Raw genomic sequence first — 19994 nt, forward strand, 5'->3', positions numbered from 1 at the left:
AATCTATCTGACGAGGATCACTTGGGGTACCTAACAAAGCCCTACTAGAAGACTGCTGAAAATCTTGTTGAGGGGCTGTTCGGCCGTAGGCCGGGCGGCCTCTTCTTCGTCATGGGGTGGCCGGGGCGAGATGCCAGGTGGTGTTGGTGCGGGTGAGTCCGAGTTTGATCAGTCGGCGGAGGTTGAGGGCGGCGGCGCGGTGGTGGAGTGCGATGTTGTTGGCGATGACGCCTCGGTAGCGGACTCTGCGGTTGCCGTGGGCAACAAGCCAGGCGATGGCGCGTTCGACCGGGGGCCGCCATCGGCGGTATTCGTCCTGCCAGGCGGTATCGGTGGCGGCCTGGACGCGGGCCGCGGTCAGCAGTTTGTGCTGAGGGTGGATGTTGATAACCCGTCCGGTCTTGGAGGTTGTGCAGCGTTCCCGCAGTGGGCAGCCGGTGCACAGCCGTTTGAACTGGGCGGTGCGGCCCCCGTCGGCCTTGGTGCGGCCCAGGTTCACGGTCTGTCCGGCCGGGCAGGTCACGGTGGCGGCGTCGGTGTCGACGTGGAAGTCGTCAATGGTGAAGCCTCCGGGGACGGCCTGCCGCAACGGCGGCGGCTTGACCACCAGGACGTGGCCCTGGCCGGTCAGTTGTTCACGCAGGTCGCCGGTGCCGTAGGCGGAATCGCCGAGCACGGTCAGCGTCTCGCCCTCGCTGTGGTCTTCGTCGGCCAGCAGGTCCAGCGCGACGGCGGCCTCATGGTTGTCCGGCCCGTAGCCGCTGGTTAACGCGACGGCAGTGAACAGTCCGGCCTCAGGCTCGAAGGACACGTGCCCTTTGAAGCCCTCCTGGTGGCGGGTTCGGTTCTTGTGGATGTGCCGGGCATCGGCATCGACGGTGGACACCACCCGGTCGGGCACGGTGCGCCTGGCGATGCGCCAGCGTCCGTCGCGGCCGTCGGAGTCCTCGGCCGGTTCCACGTCCTGGCCTGCGACGAGGGCGAGAAGGCCCACCGCGTTCGCGGCCCGCTCGCCCAGCTCACGCTCGGGCTGAAGTTCCCCCCGCGAACTGGACAGCGGGTGTTTACGCTGCCGGGACGAGGCTCTGCCTGAGCAAGGATCTCGTTTCGAGCGGGGTCACGTACCCGTAGTCGGGGTGCCGACGGAGCCGGCTGCGGTTGTACTCGACCTCGACGTAGCGGAAAACGTCGGCCCGGGCGGCTTCGCGGGTTGCCCAGACGGTGGTTCCGATCTCCGCTTTCAGGATGGCGAACCAGCTTTCCGCGGCGGCATTATCGTAACAAGAGCCGACACGCCCCATCGACTGCCTCATGCGCAACTTGCGTATTTCGCTGCGGAATTCGTCACTCGTGTACTCGGCGAGTTCAACCGGTCGTTGCAACACCGGGCTGTTGTAGTGAGCGTAGTTGCTCCTCGAAGACCTCGGCTGGTGTCCGCCAACCGAGGGTCTTGCGGGGCCGGTTGTTGATCGCCAGGGCGACGGCTTCGAGGTCTGCGGACGACCACCGGGACAGATTGGTGCCCTTCGGGAAGTACTGACGTAGCAGCCCGTTCGTATTCTCGTTCGTCGGTCGTTGCCAGGGCGAGTGCGGATCGGCGAAGAACACCTTCGTCCCGGTTTCGACGGCGAACTGGGCGTGGCCCGAGAGTTCCTTTCCGCGGTCCCAGGTGAGGGTTTTGCGCAGCTGCTCGGGCAACTGCGCCATCGATGCCGTAAGCGCCGTGTTCATCGCGATGGCGCCATAGCCCCCGAGCGAGGGACCGTTTTTCACGGGCGGATTCTCGCCCCAGCCCTCGAGCCGAGGCAGGTGCACGAGGAGCGTGGAGCGGCTGCTGCGCACGACAAGCGTGCCGATCGCGGATCGTCCCGTCCCGATGATCAAATCTCCTTCCCAGTGTCCGGGGACCGCACGGTCCGCAGCCTCGGCGGGGCGTTCACTGAGGACGACCTCTGCGGTGACATGCCCCTGCGGCTTGTTCTGCGACCGGGAACGGGGAGTCCGCAGCGCACGGCCCCTTCCAGGCGCGCGTCTCAGGCCCGGTGACGATCGTGCCGTCGGGGCGACGGACGCTGCCGGCGAGCCGCTCCTGCACGTACTCACGCAGCCTGTCGTTGCCTACGAGTTTCGCGGTCTTCGGACGCTTCGCGGCCTGCTGCGCCTTCCACTGCGCCACCAGGGCCCGGTAAACCGACTTGCCACTCCGGGTCGCCGCGTTGCGGCGCAGCTCGCGTGAGATCGTGCCCGGGTCGCGTCCGATCCTGCGGGCGATCTCGCGCACGCCGATCTCCTGGGCGCGCAGCAGCGCGATCTCCTCACGCTCGGCGAACGACAGGTAGCGGCCCGTGGGCTCATCCAGGCTGATCGGCGGCATGCCGCCAGCGTGACGGAACCACCGGGATCCGACCGGCCATGAAACGCCAACAGCCACCGCGGCCTCCGCCGTCGTCACTCCCGACGCGATCCGCCGCCAGAAGTCCCGCTGCACCGCACGAGACGGCTCCGGTCGGCCTGGCGAACGCATCGACGGTCCCAACGCCCGATCCGCCGTCCACTGCCGTCGCGCACCCGCAGGCAACTTCGGCATCTTCTTCTCGTCTCGCCCCATCGCGCACCTCCGTGATCAAGGCGTTGCGACGACCAGTTGAATCCGCCTTCGCTGCCGCGGTCGCTGTGAAGGATCACACCCTTCACGTCACCGCCGCGGGTGGCCGCGGCCATGTTCAAGGACGCCACGACCAGTTCGGCGTCATGGCGTGCATCCATCGCGTAGCCGAGCAGCCGACGTGAGAACAGGTCGATGACGGTGGCCAGGTAGAGCTTGCCCTCATGGGTGGTGATCTCGGTCATGTCTCCGCACCACACCTGGTCGGGCGCGTCGGCGGTGAGGTCCCGCCGCACGAAGTCCGGGGCCGCCGGCCGTTTGCCGGGCCGGGTCAGCCCGGGCCGGCGGCGGATCTTGCGTCCGGCCAGGCCGGGTTCGGCCATCAGGCGGGCGACGGTGTTCACCGAGTCGCGCCAGCTTGAGCGGACCAGGAGGAGCCATACTTTCGGGGAACCGCAGGTGCCGCCGGAGCTCTCGAAGATCTGCCGGATCGTGTCGGCCAGCTGTCCGCGCCGGAGCTCACGCGCGGTGGTGGGCCTGTCGCGCCACTTGTAGAACCAGGACTCCGACACCCCCAGGACCTGGCAGGCCAGACGGTGCGGGACGCGGTGCCCAATCCTCTGGTCACCGATGAACGCGGCCAGGGCGGCCGGGTCCGTCCCGGTCACTTCACCCAGAGGACCATGCACCGCTTGAGGACATCACGCTCCATCTCCAGCTCGCGTATCCGCTTGTTCTTCTCGCTCATCTCCCGCCGCAGCCGCTCCAGCTCGGCCCGCTCGGCCTCGCGGATCCGGCCACCCGGCGCGGGCTCGGCCGGCCGGCCGGATGACGCCGACCCGTTGCGCCGCCACCGCGACACCCAGCTGTGCAGCGTGCCGGAGTGGACGCCGGGTTCCTCGGCGACCTCCGGGATCGGCCTGCCCGTCTCGATCACAATGCGTACAGCACCCTCACGAAACTCGGGCGTATACGTCCGTTGCTTGGACCCCATGAACCCCGACTTCCCCTGCAATCACGGACTCCACGCTACGAGGGGAGGGACACCGGTGCCGTCCTTCGAGGCCGGCAGACATATGTGCTCCCCGACCAGCGCGGGCAGGCCGCACCGCTCGGCCAGCCGCACCACCGGCTCGAGGCCGCCGTACGCGATCAGGTTCGGGTCGTCGAACGCGGACGAGACCGCCGCTGCGGCGTGGGAAGATTGCATCTCGGAAGTGCCTTGCTGATCGTGCCTGATGTGGCCCTAGAGAAACCCCATCATCGCAGGTCACAAGGCACTTCTTCGTTCCCCGAGAAACTGTCCACAGACAACAAGCCGGTGGATCCGGGCTGATTCGTCCGGGTGTTGGAGCGAAGGCCAGCGGTATCGGCTTGGCCGGGCACCTGCCGCCGGGAGGCATTCCCGCGGGCTTGGCGGAGAACTGCTTCCTCATCGTGCGAAGTGTGTACGAAGCGACCGCCGGCGTACCAGTACACGGTTGCCACGATGCGCAGCGGCAGTAGCAGTGCCTGCACAAGAGCCCTTTTCGTATGTTCGGAGGGCAAAGGGGTCCTTCCCGTCGTGTGGCAGGGCTCATCTCGAGCATGAGTTGGTCATTGGTTGTTTATGGCGCGGCATGCTTCGAGCAAAGGAATCGACTATGAAGATGGGATGGCATCGCGCCCGAAGTCGTGGGCCGCCAGGGGCCAAACTTCGATGGTCGGCAGGCGCCGTGCGCGACCGCGTCCGGCAACGGTCGCTGACCTGCACCGCGTCCGGCCGGTCCCGGCGCCGCGGCTTGAGAGCACGTCTCCGCAGTTCCTAGTGCTGTGACCGCATAGGTTGGCCGGGTCGGGGTTGGGGCGGTTGGATGGGCGACGTTCGTTTCGATCGTGCTTGGAGGTGTGGCGGCCGAGCCTGTGCGTGCCCCCGCACGGCCGTCCCACGGCACCGATCGCGGAATCAAATGGAAAGGCCCATGCCAGTGCCCAAAGTCAGCGGTCACTCGATGCCTCCGCAGTCAGTGACCACCCGCCTTCGGCTTGCAGCCTCAGGGCCTATATGGTGATCCATTCGGCCATCCCGGCATCGTTCTGTACTGAGATGATCAGTTCGCATCGCACAACAAGGACATCCTGGCTCTGCTCAGCGGGGCCGTCCAGATCTTCCTGCAGTACCAGCAGGGTCTCGAGTTCGCTTGCCGTGCGTACGTACTCCAGTTCTTGGTAGGCGTACTTCGCTGCGGCAGCATGGGCGGTAACTGCAGTTGTCACGGTGACGACCGCCGCCACCCATGCACCGGCCTAAAGCGTGTTGCAGAAGACCGTGAGCAGGGTATTTCCCTTTGTATGCGTGGGATGTTGAGGGCTGATCTGTTGTGAGTGGAGACGTTCACGGGGCTGTGGATGAAGCAGTTCGAGCGGTTGCTGAAGGTGGTGCGTGAGCGGGGTGGCGACGGGCCGCACATCGGGCGGCCGTGGAGTCTGCCGCTTGCTGACCGGGGGCTGCTGGTGGCTGTCTACTACCGGACGAACCTCACCATGCGGCAGATGGCGCCGCTCTTCGGGGTCTCGCCGGCCATGGTGTGCAGGGTCACCCAGCGGTCACGGCCCCTCCTCGCGATGGAGCCGACCGCGCGTCCCGTCAATGCCGCGGACCGGCCGATTCCAGGGTTGAAGTGCCGCTTTCGGCACCGGGGCTCGGGCTCAGTCGCCGATGCGGGGCGGGGTTCCGGTGCCGTACACGCGCTCGGCGTGGGCGGCGTACGCGCGCTGTGCGGCGCCCGTCAGCGCCGAGCGCTGCGGCTCGGGCAATTCGGCGAGCAGCGCCTCGACGACCTCCGGGTCCGCCTCATACATCGCCATCCCGAGGGACAGCGGCAACCGCTCCTGCGGGGTCCGGGCCATCCCGTGCTCTCCGAGTTGCCTCCATTCGGCCGCGGTGACGTACCGCTCGGCGAGCGGGAGTATCTCCTTCTCCTCCAACGCCAGGTGCTCCAGGAGCGCGGGCAGCAACCGGGCGAGGGCGTCCGCGAGCCGCCCGCCGTCCAGCGCGGTGGCGCGCCACTCCGGCAGCAGCCCGGTCACCTCCCTGTAGGTCTCCTCGATGGCGGCGTGCTGCTCCTCCATCGTGGGCACGATCGCCGTCGCCCGGTCGCCGGCGCGCTCGAGCAGGCGCGGCCAGAGCAGCAGGTCCTCGCCCTCGTGGTGCAGGTGCAGGACGGAGCACACCTGCTCGGCGTGGGCACCGACCGTCTCCGCGCGCTCCACGTCACCCGGCGCGACGTCGCGCACCAACCGGGGCAGGAGGCGGAACTCCCGGCGCAGCATGGTGTGTGCCATGTACATGTCCCGGATGTCCGCCATGGGCTCGTTCACCGGAGTCACTTGTAACCTCACTTGCCGTGGATCCCTTCGGGAACCACTGTCGGTGGGCCGCCGCCCCGGTCGGGACGGCGGCCCGGGATCGACCGGTCCGGTCAGAGAGAGCCGCCAGGCTTGAGGGCGGCGGCGATGCGCGTCACGCGGCCGCCCAGGTAACGCGCGGCCTCCAGACGGTTGGAGTCCGGCAGGTCGGCGCCGTTGTTGGAGGGGTGCGAGGGGCCGTAGGGGTTGCCACCGGCCGCGAAGAGCAGCGGGTCGGTGTAGCCGGGCGATGCGATGAGTCCACCCCAGTGGTAGAAGGTGTTGTTGATCGCGAGGATGGTGCTCTCCTGGCCGCCGTGGGCGTTGGCCGCGGAGGTGAAGGAGGCGTAGACCTTGTTGGCCAGCTTGCCCTGGGCCCACAGCGGGCCGGTCTGGTCGAGGAACTGCTTGAGCTGCGCGGCCGGCAGGCCGAAGCGGGTCGGCGAGCCGACGAGCACGGCGTCAGCCCACTCGAGGTCGTCGTTGGTGGCCTCGGGGATCTCCTGCGAGACGCGGTGGTTCTCGGCCCACACGGGGTTGCTGTTGATCGCGGCCTCGGGCGCGAGCTCGGCCACGCGGCGCAGCCGGACCTCGGCCCCTTCCTTCTGTGCGCCTTCGGCGATCGCCTGCGCCAGGCTGCGCACGGATCCGGTGGCCGAGTAATAGATGATGGCGACGCGTGTCACGTCTTCACTCCTTGCTGCGGGAAGTGCCGCTAATCCCCGGGTATGAATCGGCGCCGGCACCCGGGGGAGGCCGGCGCAAAGTTCTATCTTGCATTCAGCATCCTAACTACATTTGCGTACGCACGCAATTACGTGGGCGCCGGACCGGTGCCGGCCGGACAGGCCTGTCGGCGTCGGCACCACGCCAATCCTCGCCGCGCTGCACGTGGACTCCACGAGAACCTCAGTCATGGCTCCCGCATGGGGACCTTCGGCGTTCCCTGGATCCCAAACGGAGCACTTCTGGCGCGCGCTGATGCGGCACTTCCAGTACGCCCGGAGGTGGAAGACGGGCCTGACGAATGAGCGCCTGCGTCGCCTCGAATCGCCGTACCCGGTGCTGCGGAGTGCGCGCCGCCATGCCGTCTGGATTTCGACACGGCCGCCGTCACGACGGATCAGGTCCGGCAGATCCCGTGCGTGCCGGAGTGAGCCGGTGGCCCAGCGGCCCGTCACTCCGTGCGCGGCGGCCAGCGAAGCAGAAACACACCCACGGCGGCAGACACGAGGATGACGTATATGCGTAGGCCACTCCCGCGTCCCGCAGCTCAAGCGCCAGGTCCCCCCGGCGACCACCGGAATGGAGATGCCGAGGTACGCGACACGAAAAAGAAGGTCGAGATCGTCGCACGGCAATGCTCGTCGGAAGCCACCGCGCCGACGCCGGTGAGCCCGCCACCGAAGGACATGCCCTGGCCGAGCCCGCCGGCCAGGGCGCCCACGACGAGCACCGCCAGGGACTCCACCACACGGCGCCTGCAGGTGAGCGGGAAGTCGGCCTACCAGTGGCACCAGTTGTGGCGCGATGGCGGTGCGCGGGCTCTGGTTACGCGTGGTCCGAGCGGTTCGCGGTGCCGTCTGTCCCCGCGCTGTCTGGAGAAGCTGGCCGCGTATCTGGAGGAAGGCCCGGCGGCGCACGGTTGGGTGGAGGACCAGGTGTGGACCGCGGCAAGAGTGGCCACACTGATCGGCCGGAAGTTCCACGTCTCCTACAGCGTCTCGGGTGCGACGCGGCTGATGCACCGGCTTGGCTTCAGTCCCCAGGTCCCGGGACGGCGGGTCGCCGAGCGCGACGAGCAGGCCGTCACCGTCTGGAAGGAGGCGACCTGGAACGAGGTAAAGGAGCCCGGGCGGCCTGCGGGGGCTACGTCTGCTTCGAGGACGAGGCAGGCTTCACCCGACGGCCGCCCCAAGGACGCACCTGGGGCCGACGCGGACACACCCCGGTCGTGACCGTCAGCGGGCGCTCGGGACGCCGGTTGGTGGCCGGGCTGATCGCGCTGCGGCCCGGCTCCCGCACCAGGCGGTGCCACCGCCTTCGCACCCACCCCGGCGGCCGCGGCAAGCACCGCAGCATGGGCGAACGCGCTGATCGACGGCGTCCACCACCTCGTCAAGGCGCCCATCGTGCTGATCTGGGACCGCCTGAACACCCACGTCTCCCACGCCATACGCCAACTGATCGCCGAACGTGCGTGGCTCACGGTGTTCCTGCTGCCTGAATCGCCCCGGGTTTGATGGAGACATCGAAGACCCGGAAGGATCCCGAGCATGGCTGCACCCCGTAAGTACCCCGAGGAACTGCGCGAGCGGGCGACCCGGCTCGCCGTCGAGGCCCGCAAGGACCCCGCCGGCCGCGCCGGGGCGATCAGGCGCGTCGCCGAGCAGCTCGACATTCACCCCGAGGCCCTGCGCGGCTGGGTGCGGCAGGCCGAGACCGACGACGGCGCCCGGGCGGGCACCACTTCCCAGGACGCGGCCCGGATCGCGGAGCTGGAGCGAGAGGTGAAGGAACTGCGGCGGGCCAACGCGATACTGAAGTCCGCCTCGGCTTTCTTCGCGTCAATGCCATCGTTGGAGACGTCGACCCGGTGACGGTGCGACAGTGACAGATGCCGATGGGGCTGGCTCTTTTCTTTGCTGCCCCGCCAGTTGAGGGCTTTTCGGCGATGTGCCGCCCCGTCGGCGTCTCCGTTCTTCGCGATGTGGCCTGATAGAAGCGTGCTGCTCGCCCGATTGAGGCGTGCCCCCGCGGAGAACGACGACACCTCGTCCGACTCCCGTTGGAGGCATCCCGTGATCGTGGTCGGTATCGACTCCCACAAGAAGACTCACACCCTGGTCGCGGTGGACCAGGTCGGAAGGCGCCTGACGCAGCTGACCGTGGACGCCACCGCCAGGGGCCACCGGCAGGTCTGCGTCTGGCTGGGACAGTTTGAGCAGGTCCTACTCGCTATCGAGGACTGCCGGCATCTGACCCGACGTTTCGAGGCGGACCTACTGGCGTCGGGGTACGCGGTGGCGCGCGTGCACACGCGACTGATGGCCGGCGCGCGGCGCTCGGCCCGCGAGCGTGGCAAGTCTGATCCGATCGACGCTGAAGCGGTGGCTCGAGTCGCTCTGCGAGAGCCCGATCTGCCCAAGGCCGAGTTGGACGGCCCGACCCGCGAGGTCAAGTTGCGCTCCGATCACCGACGCACTCTGGTCCGACAGCGCACCGCCATCGCCAACAAGCTGCGTTGGTTCCTGCACGAGATCGACCCCGAGCTGGTCGTTCCTTCGCGCGGTCTGAAGCGCCTGTGCGTCCTGGACAGCTTGGAAGCGGGCCTCGTCGCCCGACGCGGAGTCGTGGCGGAGATCGCGTTGGATCTGGTCCAGGATTGTCGGCGCCTGACCCTGCGCATCAACGCGATGGAGGCCCAGCTACGGCATCTGGTTCGCGAACTGGCTCCGAATCTGCTGGCGGTGCCCGGATGCGGGGCCCCGTCGGCGGCGATGATCCTCGGAGAGACGGCCGGGGCCACTCGCTTCAAGTCCAAGGACGCTTTCGCCCGGTTCAACGGCACCGCCCCGATACCCGTCTGGTCCTCCAACACGGTTCGCGTCCGCCTCAATCGGGGAGGCAACCGCACCATCAACAACGCCCTGCACATGGCTGCCGTCACCCAAGTCCGTCAAGACGGGCCCGGCGCTGCGTACTACGCCAAGCAGCTCGCCGCGGGAAAGACCGTGAAAGAGGCTCTGCGACTGCTGCGGCGCCGCATCTCCGACCGGGTCTTCCGGGCTCTGCTGGCAGACGAGGCTGCCCATGACGACCAGCAGATCATCCAGGAACTGCCGCAGGTGGCTTGACATAGAAGCATCGCCGAGCTCGACCGTCCACTGCGCTGAAGGTCGCCTACATCGACCAGCACAAACAGGAGTTCGGCGTCCAGCCGATCTGGCCGGATGGCCGGGGACGCTCCGCGCTGGCCGGAGAAACGCCCCTGCCGGCTGCTCCAAGCTCCGGCACGGGTATGAACCGTCCGTCCTTCGCCCGCACCAGCCAGCCCCGCTTCTCCAGCACGTTGGCACGGTGACGGATCTTCTCCACCTCGTTCTTGATCTCCGCCTCCCGGCCCACCGCCCGCGTCAGCTCCACCCCGTTCACCGGCCCCGAAGCGGCCACCACCGCGGCGAACACCTCCCGATACAGGCCGCTGAGCACCTCTTCACCCATGCCCGACCGCCACACCGGCGGCCGCCCGCCCTGCCCCGCGCCCAAGCCGCTCGATCCCACAGCGACGGCCGTCTTACCACCAGACGACACGGAAACCGGTGCGCTCACAGGGCTCTCCTCGGCCAGCACCGACACGAGTTCCTCACGCCCCACCCGGGCCCGCTCGACCCGCTCCCGCGCGGCATCCACCTCCGCCTGAGCCTGCTCCAGAACCTCCGTCCAGGACTCCAGCTCCTGCCTCGCCCGCGCCTCACGCCGCTCCATCAACCCCAGCACCGACGGCATCACGACCTCCTCGATCAACAACAAGCCGCCCGCTGCCTGCCCCTACCCCCTCGCGATCACACCCCGCACGCAAAGAAGCCCCTGCTCATCGAACAGGGACTCCCTTTGCCACAACGCACCGATGGACGGCTGGTTCCGTCAGCACCCCGACGGCCGCTGCAGGCACGACCCCGGCACCCGGTGGAGCGCGGCGTCGGCACCAGCGATCGGAGGACATGGCCGGGTGACGGGCGGTTAAGCTGTCGCAATGACGGCTGATGTCCCCCTGGATGCAGAAGAAGAGCGCTTCTGGCATGCCCTACAGCGAGTGATTACCGCGTTGCCAAACGCTCTGGACAAAGACCTTCTGAAGTCGACCGGGCTGACGCTGTCCGAGTACACGGTCCTGATGTTCCTGTCCGAGGCAGAGAACCGTGAACTGCGTGTGATCGATCTCGCCGAACTCACCCATCTCTCGGCCAGCCGCATCTCCAGGGTGGTCGACGCCCTGAAAGCCCGTGGTTGGGTGACGAAACGGCGGCACGAGGTGGACGCCCGGGGAAGCCTGGCAAGCCTGACACCCGAGGGAATCAAGCGCCTGGAAGGCGCCTATCCGTCGCTCCTGACCAGTTCGCGCAGGCGCGTCATGAACCACGTGGACCATGACTTTCTCTCGGGTATGGCCGTCCAATTCGAGCGGGTCGCCGACCATCTCGGCTAGTACTCCAGTGCGATTTCGTGATCTATCCAGCGGCTTCGTCGGCGGTCCGTCGTCGGTAGTGGCTGCGCCGGGCTGTCGCCTGGTGGCGTCTGCGCCAGGTGGACCAGTGCACCAGCCTGGCCACGGACATGGCCGGTGGGACGAGGCAGGCAGCGAATAGGCGGCGGATTTCCGGGACGGTCAATGGCATCGGCTCGCGGCTGCTGGCGGGATGGTGCGGATCGACGGCTCGGTCGGGAGCAGCGCCGACTGCAAGGGCAGCGAGGAAGGCCAGGGCGAGCATGGCGAGCGTGATATGCCGGTGCCATGAGGTCCAGTTGCGGACCTGGTAGTGATCGAGTCCGACCTGGCCCTTGGCGGCCTGGAAGCACTCCTCGACACTCCAACGGACACCGGCGACGCGGACCAGCTCGGACAGGGGCACGTCGGTGGGTGACCAGCACAGGTAGAAGGCGAGTTCACCGGTGGCCCGGTTGCGGCGGATGAGCAGGTGGCGGTGGCCGCCGGTGCCGATGCGGACCCAGGCCCAGTCGTAGTAGCGCGGGCCCTTTGCACCGTTGCCGGCGCTGTACCGCTGCCAGGCGGCTGTGGGGAGCCGGCCGACGAGGGTGTCCGCACGCACGAGGGTGCGTCCTTGGTTGATCCGTACCCTGGTGGAGCAGGCCACGGCCAGGACGTAGCCGATGCCGGTCTCCTCCAGACTGACGCGTAGGTGTGGGTCCTGAAGGCAGTCCCGCACCCGTATCGCCAGGCTTCCCTTCGGGAACGCCGCCCGCGCCACCGCCACGGTCTGTTCCGGGATCTCCGGCAGCCCCACCGGCCGCATCGACATCCGTACCGCCTCCACAGCCGCACGACAGAGAAGCGACCTCAGGAACGATCATCACGGACCCGACCTCGCCCCCGCAGCGAATTGCGCAGCAGAGTCGCTGTTGAATGCCTCGGCGAGGGCGTTATCGTACGAATCGCCCTTGGAGCCGACGGAGGCCACTGCGTCTGCCTCGGCCAGGCGTTCGGTGTTGCGACAACCGATTGAGTCCGGGTTGCACGCCGCGATCGGAGTGATGGACCAGTCCGGCCAGGTCGGCGCCAGCGTGGCGGCGTCTCCATATACCCATCTCCTAGGCGTCCAGGGCGAGTTCGGTGTAGAGGCTGGTGGCGACCTGCCAGCCGACGACCATGCGGGAGAAAACGTCGATGACGAACGCGGCGTACACCCAGCCCGAGTGCGTCTTGATGTAGGTGATGTCGGCGACCCGCAGCTGGTTGGGGGCATCCGCGGTGAACTGCCGGCTGACCAGGTCGCGGGGACGGTCGGTCTCAGGTGCGGGCCGAGTGGTGCGCGGGCTCTTGTCCCTGGTCGCGCCGCGCAGGCCGGCCGCGCGCATGAGGCGCTCGACGGTGCATCGGGCCACCGGCCGGCCCGCGCGCGGAGGGCCGCATGGATCTTGCGGGCACCGTAGACGCCGTAGTTGCCGGCGTGGATCACGCGGATCTCCTCGGTCAGTTCCCGGTCGCGGGCGGTGCGGGCGGACTCGGGCCGGGTGTGGGCGGCGTAGTAGGTGCTCGGCGCGATCTCGGCGTCCGTGTCCTTCAGGACGTCGCAGATCGGCTGGACGCCGAACTCCTGTTTGTGCTGGTCGATGTAGGCGACCTTCAGCGCAGTGGACGGTCCAGCTCCGCAGCGAAGAAAGCCGAGGCGGACTTCAGTATCGCGTTGGCCCGCCGCAGTTCCTTCACCTCTCGCTCCAGCTCCGCGATCCGGGCCGCGTCCTGGGAAGTGGTGCCCGCCCGGGCGCCGTCGTCGGTCTCGGCCTGCCGCACCCAGCCGCGCAGGGCCTCGGGGTGAATGTCGATCTGCTCGGCGACGCGCCTGATCGCCCCGGCGCGGCCGGCGGGGTCCTTGCGGGCCTCGACGGCGAGCCGGGTCGCCCGCTCGCGCAGTTCCTCGGGGTACTTACGGGGTGCAGCCATGCTCGGGATCCTTCCGGGTCTTCGATGTCTCCATCAAACCCGGGGCGATTCACCACCGAGGCCTGTTCACCAAGACCGGACCCGCGACCTGCACCCTCGCCAGCTGACCACGAACTTCGCGGCCTTGCCTCATGACCCGACGCATCACCCGCACTGTGGTCTGTCGTCGGTGATCACACGAACGGCCTTGTCGGCAGCTTGCACAGTCCATCCGTCATCATGGACAGCCAGGACCGTTCCGGGCATTCCACCACTGGATGCCACCGGCTCCACGTGGCGGATGGAGCCTTCCAAGCCCCGTAGACGTATCGTCGCCCGGGTAGTCAGAACGTTGAGAGCCGCCACCTTGCGGCAGATCACTGCTGCTGCCTCGGTGAAGTCGATGATCTGCTCCTCCGCGCTGAACGCCGGCACGTAGGAGGCGTGGGCAGAATCCTGAGGGATGCCGTGTTCTCCCGTGAGCGCTTTGTCGGTGCCCTCTTCGATGACTTCGGTGAACATGTCCAACCAACTGGCCATCAGTGCTGGTCCGCTGAGATCCTTCGGCAGCGGCCGCTCACGCTGACTGAGGACGGCACCCGTATCGAACTCGGCTTCGGTCCGGTGAAGGGTCGCGCCGATAGTCTCGGCTCCTTCGTACACCAGCCGCATCGGATTGGGCCCCCGGCCAACGGGAAGCACTGATGGGTGCACATTCAAGGCACCGTAGGCCGGGATATCCAAGATCTCCTGCGGTATCAGACGCGAGAACCCTGCGGAGATCACCAGATCGGGAGCCAATCCAGAGATCAGCGGCGCGGCGATCGTCCGCAGCTTTCCCGTAGCCAGCAAACTTATCCCCTTGCCCATGCCACTCGTCAGCTCACCCTCGCCGTAGCGGCCTGTACCGCCCGGAAGCGTCACGACCAGTGCGATCTGGTGATCATGTCGTTCCGCCCAGCTCGCCAGTAGCTGATAATTGGGCAAAAAAGATGTGAAAACAACCACTCGTGCGCTTTTACTCGACATGCAACCACTGTGCCATGTCGCTGCATGGTGCTACGCAGCGGCCTGCACCCTTCGAAGACAGTCTTACAGGACTGTAAATTCGCTCGACCTTGTCGCACTTTCACGGCAGCTGTAGTTCGTGAGGCGTGAGGCATCGCCGCTGGTGAGCGTGGTGGGTGGGGTGCCTGCGGGCAGAGGTACAGCCACCGGCATCGTGATCTGGGTCTGTACGGTGAACGGCTCTGTCACACATCCGGTGGTGACAGATCGTGAGCATCGACAGCAGCCAGTTGCAGAGAGTGCGGTTGACGCTCTGACCTCGATGTTTCACGAGCGAAGAGCGCTGCGCTGGGAGACGCGGCGTCGGCACGCCAGGCTCGCATCGGAGGTCTCTGTGCAGGCTGGCTATTCCAACCAACGGTCGCTCCAACATACTGGACCTGCGAGCTTTTTGATTCGTGGGTCTACCCGTCGCCATCATCACCGTCCGTCACCACCGGATGTGAGACAGAGCCGTTAGTTTTACAGGTGGGCGAGATTGGCTGCGCTGATCACCTCGGGTACGGGAAAATGGGGCCTGAGGGGCCACGAAGTTTCCGGACAGTGAAGCTTCCCCTTGATGTTGGACACCTGGAGACTGGGACGTGAAGTTCCAGAGGAAGTAGTGCCAGGTGGGAAGCAAGAGCAACCGCAGCAAGCGGTACTCGGAGGAGTTCAAGCGGGACGCGGTCGCCCTCGTTCGCTCCTCCGGCAGGACGGTCACCGAGGTGGCCAGGGACCTCGGGGTCAGCGCCGAGGGGCTGCGGAACTGGGTCAGGCAGGATCAGGCCGACCGGGGTCAGGGGGCGCCGGGCGAGCTGACGACGGCCGAGCGGGAGGAGTTGCGCCGGCTGCGCAGGCTGGCCCGCGAGCAGGCCGAGACCATTGAGGTGCTGCGAAAAGCGGCGGTCTTCTTCGCGAAAGAGAGCGATCGGTGAGCGCGGTGTATGCGTTGCCGGCTGCTGAAAGTGGCCCGCTCCTCCTTCTATGCCTGGCGGGCCGGGCAGCAGGCCCGCACCGCCCGGAAGGCTGCCGACGACGCCCTCGCGCACGAGATCACGGTGTTGCACATCGCCTCGCGGCGCGCGTACGGAGTGCCGCGCATCCACGCTGAGCTGCGTCGGCTCGGTCACCGGGTCAACCGCAAGCGCATCGAGCGAGTCATGCGCGAACGCGGCATCACCGGAGTCACCCGCCGCAGGCGGCGGAGTCTGACCCGTCCGGCGAAGAAGGCCGTGCCCGCGACGGACCTGCTCGGCCGTGACTTCACCGCCCGTGAGCCCGGCACTCGGCTGGTCGGCGATATCACCTTCATCGCCACCGACGAGGGCTGGCTCTACCTCGCGACCTGGCTGGACCTGGCGACCCGCGAGGTGGTCGGCTACTCGATGGCCGACCATCACCGGGCGAGCCTGGTCGTCGACGCACTGACCATGGCCACCGGCCGCGGCCGTCTGCAGCCCGGCTGCATCGCGCACTCGGACCGCGGCAGCGAGTACACGTCCAAGGAACTCCGCCGTGAGATAGGCCGGTTGGGGCTTCGGCAGAGCATGGGCCGGACCGGCTCGTGCTTCGACAATGCCGCCGCCGAGTCGTTCTTCGCGGTACTGAAGGAAGAGATCGGCACCCGCCAGTGGCGCGACCGGGCCACCGCCCGCGCCGAGATCTTCGCGTTCATCGAGACCTTCTACAACCGCAGGCGGCTGCGGAAGCATCCAGTGTGGGGCTATCTGACCCCGTTGGAGATCCGGCAGCGGCACGAGCACGGACATGCCCTCGCGGCGTAAGTGCTGAGTGTCCAACATCACGGGGGAACTTCAGCGGGGCGTGGCTGTATCTCGCCTGCGTCCTGGACATCTGCTCACGCCGGGTGCTCGGCTACTCGATGGCCACCCATATGCGGGCCGAGCTGGTCATCGACGCCCTCAAGATGGCGGTGGCGGCCCGCGGCGGGCACGTGGACGGCGTGATCTTTCATGCGGACAGGGGCTCGCAGTACACCGCTGCCGCGTTCGCACAGGTCTGCGACGGTTTCGGGATCCGCAGGAGCATGGGCCGGGTCGGCTCGAGTTACGACAACGCCCTCGCCGAGTCATTCTGGCAGGGGCTCAAGAGGGAGACGATGCACCAGAGGCTGTTCTCGACGATGCGTCAGGCGAGGCAGGAAATCTTCCAGTGGCTGACCTACTACAACGCCCGCAGACGCCACAGTGCCCTCAACTACCTCTCACCGGTGGAGTTCGAACAGCAGCATCTGCGAGCAGCTAAACTCTCAATCGCGGCATGAGCCCCTGTGTCCACACCCCGGGGGACGCCTCAGTGCGTTGTGGCAAAGGGAGTCCCTGTTCGATGAGCAGGGGCTTCTTCGTGTGCGGGGTGTGATCGTGGAGGGGTAGGGGCAGGCAGCGGACGGCTTGTTGTTGATCGAGGAGGTTGTGATGCCGTCGGTGCTGGGGTTGATGGAGCGGCGTGAGGCGCGGGCGAGGCAGGAGCTGGAGTCCTGGACGGAGGTCCTCGAGCAGGCTCAGGCGGAGGTGGATGCCGCGCGGGAGCGGGTCGAGCGGGCCCGGGTGGGGCGTGAGGAGCTGGTGTCGGTGCTGGCCGAGGAGAGCGCGGTGGATACGCCGGTTTCTGTGCTGTCTGGTGGTGAGGTGGCTGCCGCTGGGGGACCGAACGGTTCAGGCCCGGTGCATGGTGGGCGGCCGCCGGTGTGGCGGCCGGGCATCGGTGAGGAGGTGCTCAGCGGCGTGTATCGGGAGGTGTTCGCCGCGGTGGTGGCCGCTTCGGGGCCGGTGAACGGGGTGGAGCTGACCCGGGCGGTGGGCCGGGAGGCGGAGATCAAGAACGAGGTGGAGAAGATCCGTCACCGTGCCAACGTGCTGGAGAAGCGGGGCTGGCTGCTGCGGGCGGAGGACGGGCGGTTCACGCCGGCGCCGGGAGCAGTCGCTCGGGACGCTTCTCCGGCCAGCGCGGAGCGTCTGCGGCCAGGCGCCTCGACAGCCTGATCACGGCGGCCCACCACACCATCTGCTGGTGGTGATCGGGGCGGCGTTCGTGGTCGCGGTTGAGGCGGCGTGAGCGGGAGAGCCAGCTCAGCGTTCGCTCCACCACCCACCTGCGGGCCAGTACGACAAATCCGCGTTGTCCGTCGGACCGGCGCACGACCTCGATCCGCACCCCGTGGCGGGCGAACGCCTTCGCCAGCGCCGGACCCTGGTAGGCGCTGTCGACCCACACCAGTTTTAGCAGTCGGCCCGGCTGTTCCATGAATGCCTCCAGCAGCGCCGGGGCGGCCTTGGAGTCATGCACATCCGCTGTGGTCACGGTGACCTCCAGGAGCAGGCCCTCTGTGTCGGTCAGGATGTGGCGCTTGCGGCCGTCACATGACTTGCCGCCGTCGTATCCGCGACTGTCCTCACCGACGGTTTCGGAGGCGTCCACCGACTGACTGTCGATGATCCCCCCACTGGGCTCGGCGTTGCGGCCCGTGCGTTCCCTCGCCGAGCGTCGCAGGCGTTCGTACAGCTCACGCACGTAGTCGTAGGACCGCCAGCGGCGGAAGAAATCGTAGACCGCCCGCCAGTACGGGAAGTCGACCGGCAGAGCCGTCCACTTCACACCGTTGTCGACGAGGTAGCGCACCGCGTCGAGCATCTCGCGATGGCAAAACGCCTCCGGGCGCCCGCCCCGCTTCAGGAGCCAGGCCGGCACCGGCATCACGGAGCGGACCTCGGCCCACTCCGCGTCCGTCATGTCACTCGGATAGCAGCCTGCCCGCCGCCCCGCAGCGATCGAACCGAACCGGTGCACGTAGCAGTCACACCCAAGGGTGACCGCAGTGGACGCAGGCACAGCAGAGATGGTCAACTCGTCCGACAACGGGCCTCCTTGCTCGTGACCGGCCTCAACAACCACGTCACTACCAAGGGGCCCGTTTCTCTATGCCCACGACCGCACCGGCATCTCTGTCCGAATGATCACCCGCACCGCGGGCTTCGAACGAGATCCGGTTTGCCACAACGCACTCAGAGCCGCAAAGCCCCCAGGAATGGGAGCAGTGGCTACGGGCGACCCGGACGGCGGTGCGCGGCAACGCGCTCACCCTCATCCCGGACGCAGGTCAGCCGGACGATCGTGTCGCCTTCCGACTGATTCACGTCCACTGCCACCGCTGGCGCGGTAGCCGTGGACCGGCAAATCTGGCTGCCCGTGGGCCTTCAGGGCCTGCTTGAGCCGGATACGGTCAACGCCGCCCGTCCGGTTCTGAGGGGGGTACGGCGCAGCAATGCGCCGCACCTACCCGACAGGTGGAATCGGCCTATCGGCAGATCAAGACCTTCCAGCGGGGCCGGCAGGAAGTTCTGCGATCCACCGACCCGCAGCTGGTAAGCCAGGAAGTGTGGGCGCACCTGGTCGTGCACCACTGCCTGACCGGCATCATCATGCAACTCGCTGACAGCAACGGCATCGACCCGGACCGCATCTCGTTCGTCAAGGTCCTCAAGCACACCCGACGCAGCGTGGTCCGCCAGCTCGCCGACACCCCGTCGAAGATCCGCCGGTTCCTGACCGCGCTGGCGGCCAAGGTCCGCCGGAAACTCGACAGTGGCACCTGCCGACTGCGAGAGGCAGACCGCTTCCTGAAACGGCAACTCGCTGTACTCCTACCGGCCGAAGGACAAACCGAAAGCCCCACCACGCCACGCACCCGCCAGGACCATCACACTGCAGGCGACGATAGTTCAGTAGTCAAACAACGGCATTGTGTGCCAGGTGGGAAGTGGCAGACCGTGATCTCGAGCCCACTCTCCTGCGCGAAGGCGTGCAGATGCTACTTCCATGTCCAGCGGCGGGGATCGTTGGAGCCGCCGGAGTCGGCGGTGATCAGCAGCCGGGTGGCGTCCGGGTGGTCAGCTTGTCCGCCGTGCTGCCACCAGCGGCGGATGGACTCCACCGCGAACTCGGAGGTGTCATGATCGGTTCCGATGTTGCCCCAGCCGCTGTTGTGGGCAATGTCGTAGATCCCGAAGGGGATGACTACCGGCTGGTCGCTGGTGATGAAGGTATGGCAGTCCGCTTTGATCGGGTTTCCGCCCGGTCGTCAGGTGCGGCCGGACCGGTCGCGGTCGCCGAGCCTCTTTGGTCTTGGTGTCGATACTGATCACCGGCTGGTTGTCGTTGAGGAAGGCGGCGGCGGTGCGGTTCAGGTGGGCGAACTGGGCATCGCGGTCCGGATGGCCGACGCCCTCGTGGGTCTTCGCGGTGCCCTGCAGGCTGTAGCCCAGGGTGTGCAGCAGGTGCCCGACGGTCGTGGCGCTGACCGGGTGGCCCTGGTCGGTCAACGACGATGCCAAGGCGCGCAGCGACAGCGTGGTCCAGCGCAGCGGGTAGACGGGGTCGCCGCGAGTGTGCGGCTCGATCAACGCCTCGAGTGCCGGCAGTAGACCGGAATCGGTGGTCGTCAAAGGCTTGCGGCCGCCTCCCGGAACCCGGATCCGACGGGTCGGTGCAGGCTGCCCGGCCAGCTCGGCGATGCCGCGTGCGATGGTGGCGGTGCTGGTACCGGAGGCCGCCGCCACCAGAGTGATGCCGCCGTGGCCGATCGCGGTGGCCTCGCTGGCCAGATAGAGCCGACGACGGCGCTCATCAAGGTGCGGCAGGATCTGGTCGAACTTTGTCTGCAGGGCTTCGGCCGCTGTACGGGGGTGGGGATGCGTAGCCATGCCGCAGCCTCCCACCGGCACCCTGACGATGACGATGCTTCAGATCAAAACTGACAGTTATTCAATTGCA

Annotated in this window: 20 protein-coding genes and 7 pseudogenes; 9 read left to right on the forward strand and 18 right to left on the reverse strand. The window is 67.4% G+C overall.

All coding sequences use genetic code 11. The features are described 5' to 3' along the window. Window positions 1–109 precede the first annotated feature (109 nt). From OG507_RS00070 to OG507_RS00100, 7 genes and pseudogenes are all read right to left on the reverse strand, one after another. Window positions 110–1030: pseudogene (locus tag OG507_RS00070) on the reverse strand (transposase); the annotation flags it as partial. Between the two features lie 34 nt (window positions 1031–1064). Continuing rightward, window positions 1065–1385 (reverse strand): integrase core domain-containing protein, encoded by a 321-nt coding sequence (locus OG507_RS00075; RefSeq protein WP_327365033.1) that lies wholly within the window; start codon window positions 1383–1385, stop codon window positions 1065–1067. Next, window positions 1366–2524 (reverse strand): annotated as a pseudogene (locus tag OG507_RS00080) (IS30 family transposase). Before OG507_RS00080 ends, OG507_RS00075 begins: the two are co-directional and overlap by 20 nt. Continuing rightward, window positions 2449–3273, reverse strand: coding sequence for an IS3 family transposase (locus tag OG507_RS00085; RefSeq protein WP_327365034.1), 825 nt, complete (start codon window positions 3271–3273; stop codon window positions 2449–2451). Before OG507_RS00085 ends, OG507_RS00080 begins: the two are co-directional and overlap by 76 nt. Then, the gene (locus OG507_RS00090; protein WP_327365035.1) at window positions 3270–3599 is read right to left on the reverse strand and encodes a transposase; all 330 of its coding nucleotides are present in this window, start codon (window positions 3597–3599) and stop codon (window positions 3270–3272) included. The genes OG507_RS00085 and OG507_RS00090 overlap by 4 nt, the downstream gene beginning before the upstream one ends. Before the next feature lie 21 nt (window positions 3600–3620). Beyond that, complete coding sequence (locus tag OG507_RS00095; RefSeq protein ID WP_327365036.1) at window positions 3621–3815, reverse strand: hypothetical protein; 195 nt, start codon at window positions 3813–3815, stop codon at window positions 3621–3623. Between the two features lie 830 nt (window positions 3816–4645). Beyond that, entirely contained in the window at window positions 4646–4879 is a 234-nt protein-coding gene (locus OG507_RS00100) for a hypothetical protein (RefSeq protein ID WP_327365037.1), read from the reverse strand. A gap of 114 nt (window positions 4880–4993) precedes the next feature. Here OG507_RS00100 and OG507_RS00105 point away from each other — a divergent pair. Further along, window positions 4994–5227, forward strand: a pseudogene (locus tag OG507_RS00105) (helix-turn-helix domain-containing protein); the annotation flags it as partial. Window positions 5228–5293: 66 nt separating this feature from the next. On the opposite strand, the gene OG507_RS00110 reads toward OG507_RS00105, so the two are convergent. Together OG507_RS00110 and wrbA are read right to left on the reverse strand one after the other, a co-directional pair. Continuing rightward, window positions 5294–5965, reverse strand: coding sequence for a hemerythrin domain-containing protein (locus OG507_RS00110; RefSeq protein ID WP_327365038.1), 672 nt, complete (start codon window positions 5963–5965; stop codon window positions 5294–5296). 101 nt (window positions 5966–6066) lie between these two features. Continuing rightward, complete coding sequence (gene wrbA, locus OG507_RS00115) at window positions 6067–6678, reverse strand: NAD(P)H:quinone oxidoreductase (RefSeq protein WP_327365040.1); 612 nt, start codon at window positions 6676–6678, stop codon at window positions 6067–6069. Between the two features lie 789 nt (window positions 6679–7467). Between wrbA and OG507_RS40235 the strand changes: the two are divergent. The 3 genes and pseudogenes from OG507_RS40235 to OG507_RS00135 form a co-directional block, all read left to right on the forward strand. Further along, window positions 7468–8217, forward strand: a pseudogene (locus tag OG507_RS40235) (winged helix-turn-helix domain-containing protein); the annotation flags it as partial. A gap of 51 nt (window positions 8218–8268) precedes the next feature. After that, on the forward strand, window positions 8269–8592 hold the full coding sequence (locus OG507_RS00130; RefSeq protein ID WP_327365042.1) for a transposase: 324 nt from the start codon (window positions 8269–8271) through the stop codon (window positions 8590–8592). A 108-nt stretch (window positions 8593–8700) separates the two neighbouring features. Beyond that, window positions 8701–9849, forward strand: a complete 1149-nt coding sequence (locus OG507_RS00135) for an IS110 family transposase (RefSeq protein WP_327365043.1) — start codon at window positions 8701–8703, stop codon at window positions 9847–9849. Between the two features lie 46 nt (window positions 9850–9895). Here OG507_RS00135 and OG507_RS00140 read toward each other — a convergent pair whose 3' ends face one another. Further along, window positions 9896–10501: a hypothetical protein gene (locus OG507_RS00140; protein WP_327365044.1), complete on the reverse strand. Its 606-nt coding sequence runs from the start codon at window positions 10499–10501 to the stop codon at window positions 9896–9898. 247 nt (window positions 10502–10748) lie between these two features. Between OG507_RS00140 and OG507_RS00145 the strand changes: the two genes are divergently transcribed. Next, window positions 10749–11201, forward strand: coding sequence for a MarR family winged helix-turn-helix transcriptional regulator (locus tag OG507_RS00145; protein ID WP_327365045.1), 453 nt, complete (start codon window positions 10749–10751; stop codon window positions 11199–11201). Between the two features lie 22 nt (window positions 11202–11223). Here OG507_RS00145 and OG507_RS00150 read toward each other — a convergent pair whose 3' ends face one another. The 5 genes and pseudogenes from OG507_RS00150 to OG507_RS00165 all read right to left on the reverse strand — a co-directional run bounded on the left by OG507_RS00150 (window position 11224) and on the right by OG507_RS00165 (window position 14183). After that, on the reverse strand, window positions 11224–12033 hold the full coding sequence (locus tag OG507_RS00150; RefSeq protein ID WP_327365046.1) for an IS701 family transposase: 810 nt from the start codon (window positions 12031–12033) through the stop codon (window positions 11224–11226). Window positions 12034–12322: 289 nt separating this feature from the next. Then, complete coding sequence (locus OG507_RS00155) at window positions 12323–12589, reverse strand: DDE-type integrase/transposase/recombinase (RefSeq protein ID WP_327365047.1); 267 nt, start codon at window positions 12587–12589, stop codon at window positions 12323–12325. Between the two features lie 41 nt (window positions 12590–12630). Further along, window positions 12631–12861: pseudogene (locus OG507_RS40240) on the reverse strand (IS3 family transposase); the annotation flags it as partial. After that, window positions 12858–13175, reverse strand: coding sequence for a transposase (locus tag OG507_RS00160; RefSeq protein ID WP_327365048.1), 318 nt, complete (start codon window positions 13173–13175; stop codon window positions 12858–12860). The gene OG507_RS00160 and the pseudogene OG507_RS40240, both read right to left, overlap by 4 nt. Window positions 13176–13319: 144 nt before the next feature. Continuing rightward, complete coding sequence (locus OG507_RS00165; RefSeq protein WP_327365049.1) at window positions 13320–14183, reverse strand: methionyl-tRNA formyltransferase; 864 nt, start codon at window positions 14181–14183, stop codon at window positions 13320–13322. Window positions 14184–14833: 650 nt separating this feature from the next. On the opposite strand from OG507_RS00165, the gene OG507_RS00170 reads away from it, so the two are divergent. The 4 genes and pseudogenes from OG507_RS00170 (at window position 14834) to OG507_RS00185 (ending at window position 17206) form a co-directional block, all read left to right on the forward strand. After that, complete coding sequence (locus tag OG507_RS00170) at window positions 14834–15139, forward strand: transposase (protein ID WP_327365050.1); 306 nt, start codon at window positions 14834–14836, stop codon at window positions 15137–15139. Window positions 15140–15148: 9 nt separating this feature from the next. Continuing rightward, the gene (locus OG507_RS00175; RefSeq protein ID WP_327365051.1) at window positions 15149–15988 is read left to right on the forward strand and encodes an IS3 family transposase; all 840 of its coding nucleotides are present in this window, start codon (window positions 15149–15151) and stop codon (window positions 15986–15988) included. Between the two features lie 38 nt (window positions 15989–16026). Continuing rightward, window positions 16027–16488, forward strand: a pseudogene (locus OG507_RS00180) (IS3 family transposase); the annotation flags it as partial. Window positions 16489–16639: 151 nt separating this feature from the next. Further along, window positions 16640–17206, forward strand: coding sequence for a hypothetical protein (locus tag OG507_RS00185; protein ID WP_327365053.1), 567 nt, complete (start codon window positions 16640–16642; stop codon window positions 17204–17206). Here the strand turns inward: OG507_RS00185 and OG507_RS00190 are convergent. From OG507_RS00190 to OG507_RS00200, 3 genes and pseudogenes are all read right to left on the reverse strand, one after another. Then, complete coding sequence (locus OG507_RS00190; protein WP_327365054.1) at window positions 17124–17954, reverse strand: IS5 family transposase; 831 nt, start codon at window positions 17952–17954, stop codon at window positions 17124–17126. The two genes, OG507_RS00185 and OG507_RS00190, sit on opposite strands and share 83 nt — an antisense overlap. Window positions 17955–18418: 464 nt before the next feature. Continuing rightward, window positions 18419–18853: a hypothetical protein gene (locus tag OG507_RS00195; protein ID WP_327365055.1), complete on the reverse strand. Its 435-nt coding sequence runs from the start codon at window positions 18851–18853 to the stop codon at window positions 18419–18421. Between the two features lie 113 nt (window positions 18854–18966). Then, window positions 18967–19924, reverse strand: a pseudogene (locus OG507_RS00200) (ISAzo13 family transposase); the annotation flags it as partial. Window positions 19925–19994 lie beyond the last annotated feature (70 nt).

It is taken from the genome of Streptomyces sp. NBC_01217, from assembly GCF_035994185.1.
Lineage (GTDB): Bacteria > Actinomycetota > Actinomycetes > Streptomycetales > Streptomycetaceae > Streptomyces.

Bases quoted from the DNA above. Each gene is read 5' to 3' on its own strand.
- OG507_RS00090 (WP_327365035.1), bottom strand. From the start codon at position 3,599: ATGGGGTCCAAGCAACGGACGTATACGCCCGAGTTTCGTGAGGGTGCT.
- OG507_RS00095 (WP_327365036.1), bottom strand. From the start codon at position 3,815: ATGCAATCTTCCCACGCCGCAGCGGCGGTCTCGTCCGCGTTCGACGAC.
- OG507_RS00130 (WP_327365042.1), top strand. From the start codon at position 8,269: ATGGCTGCACCCCGTAAGTACCCCGAGGAACTGCGCGAGCGGGCGACC.
- OG507_RS00135 (WP_327365043.1), top strand. From the start codon at position 8,701: ATGTGGCCTGATAGAAGCGTGCTGCTCGCCCGATTGAGGCGTGCCCCC.
- OG507_RS00140 (WP_327365044.1), bottom strand. From the start codon at position 10,501: ATGCCGTCGGTGCTGGGGTTGATGGAGCGGCGTGAGGCGCGGGCGAGG.
- OG507_RS00145 (WP_327365045.1), top strand. From the start codon at position 10,749: ATGACGGCTGATGTCCCCCTGGATGCAGAAGAAGAGCGCTTCTGGCAT.
- OG507_RS00150 (WP_327365046.1), bottom strand. From the start codon at position 12,033: ATGTCGATGCGGCCGGTGGGGCTGCCGGAGATCCCGGAACAGACCGTG.
- OG507_RS00155 (WP_327365047.1), bottom strand. From the start codon at position 12,589: ATGCGCGCGGCCGGCCTGCGCGGCGCGACCAGGGACAAGAGCCCGCGC.
- OG507_RS00160 (WP_327365048.1), bottom strand. From the start codon at position 13,175: ATGGCTGCACCCCGTAAGTACCCCGAGGAACTGCGCGAGCGGGCGACC.
- OG507_RS00165 (WP_327365049.1), bottom strand. From the start codon at position 14,183: ATGTCGAGTAAAAGCGCACGAGTGGTTGTTTTCACATCTTTTTTGCCC.
- OG507_RS00175 (WP_327365051.1), top strand. From the start codon at position 15,149: ATGCGTTGCCGGCTGCTGAAAGTGGCCCGCTCCTCCTTCTATGCCTGG.
- OG507_RS00185 (WP_327365053.1), top strand. From the start codon at position 16,640: ATGCCGTCGGTGCTGGGGTTGATGGAGCGGCGTGAGGCGCGGGCGAGG.
- OG507_RS00190 (WP_327365054.1), bottom strand. From the start codon at position 17,954: ATGACGGACGCGGAGTGGGCCGAGGTCCGCTCCGTGATGCCGGTGCCG.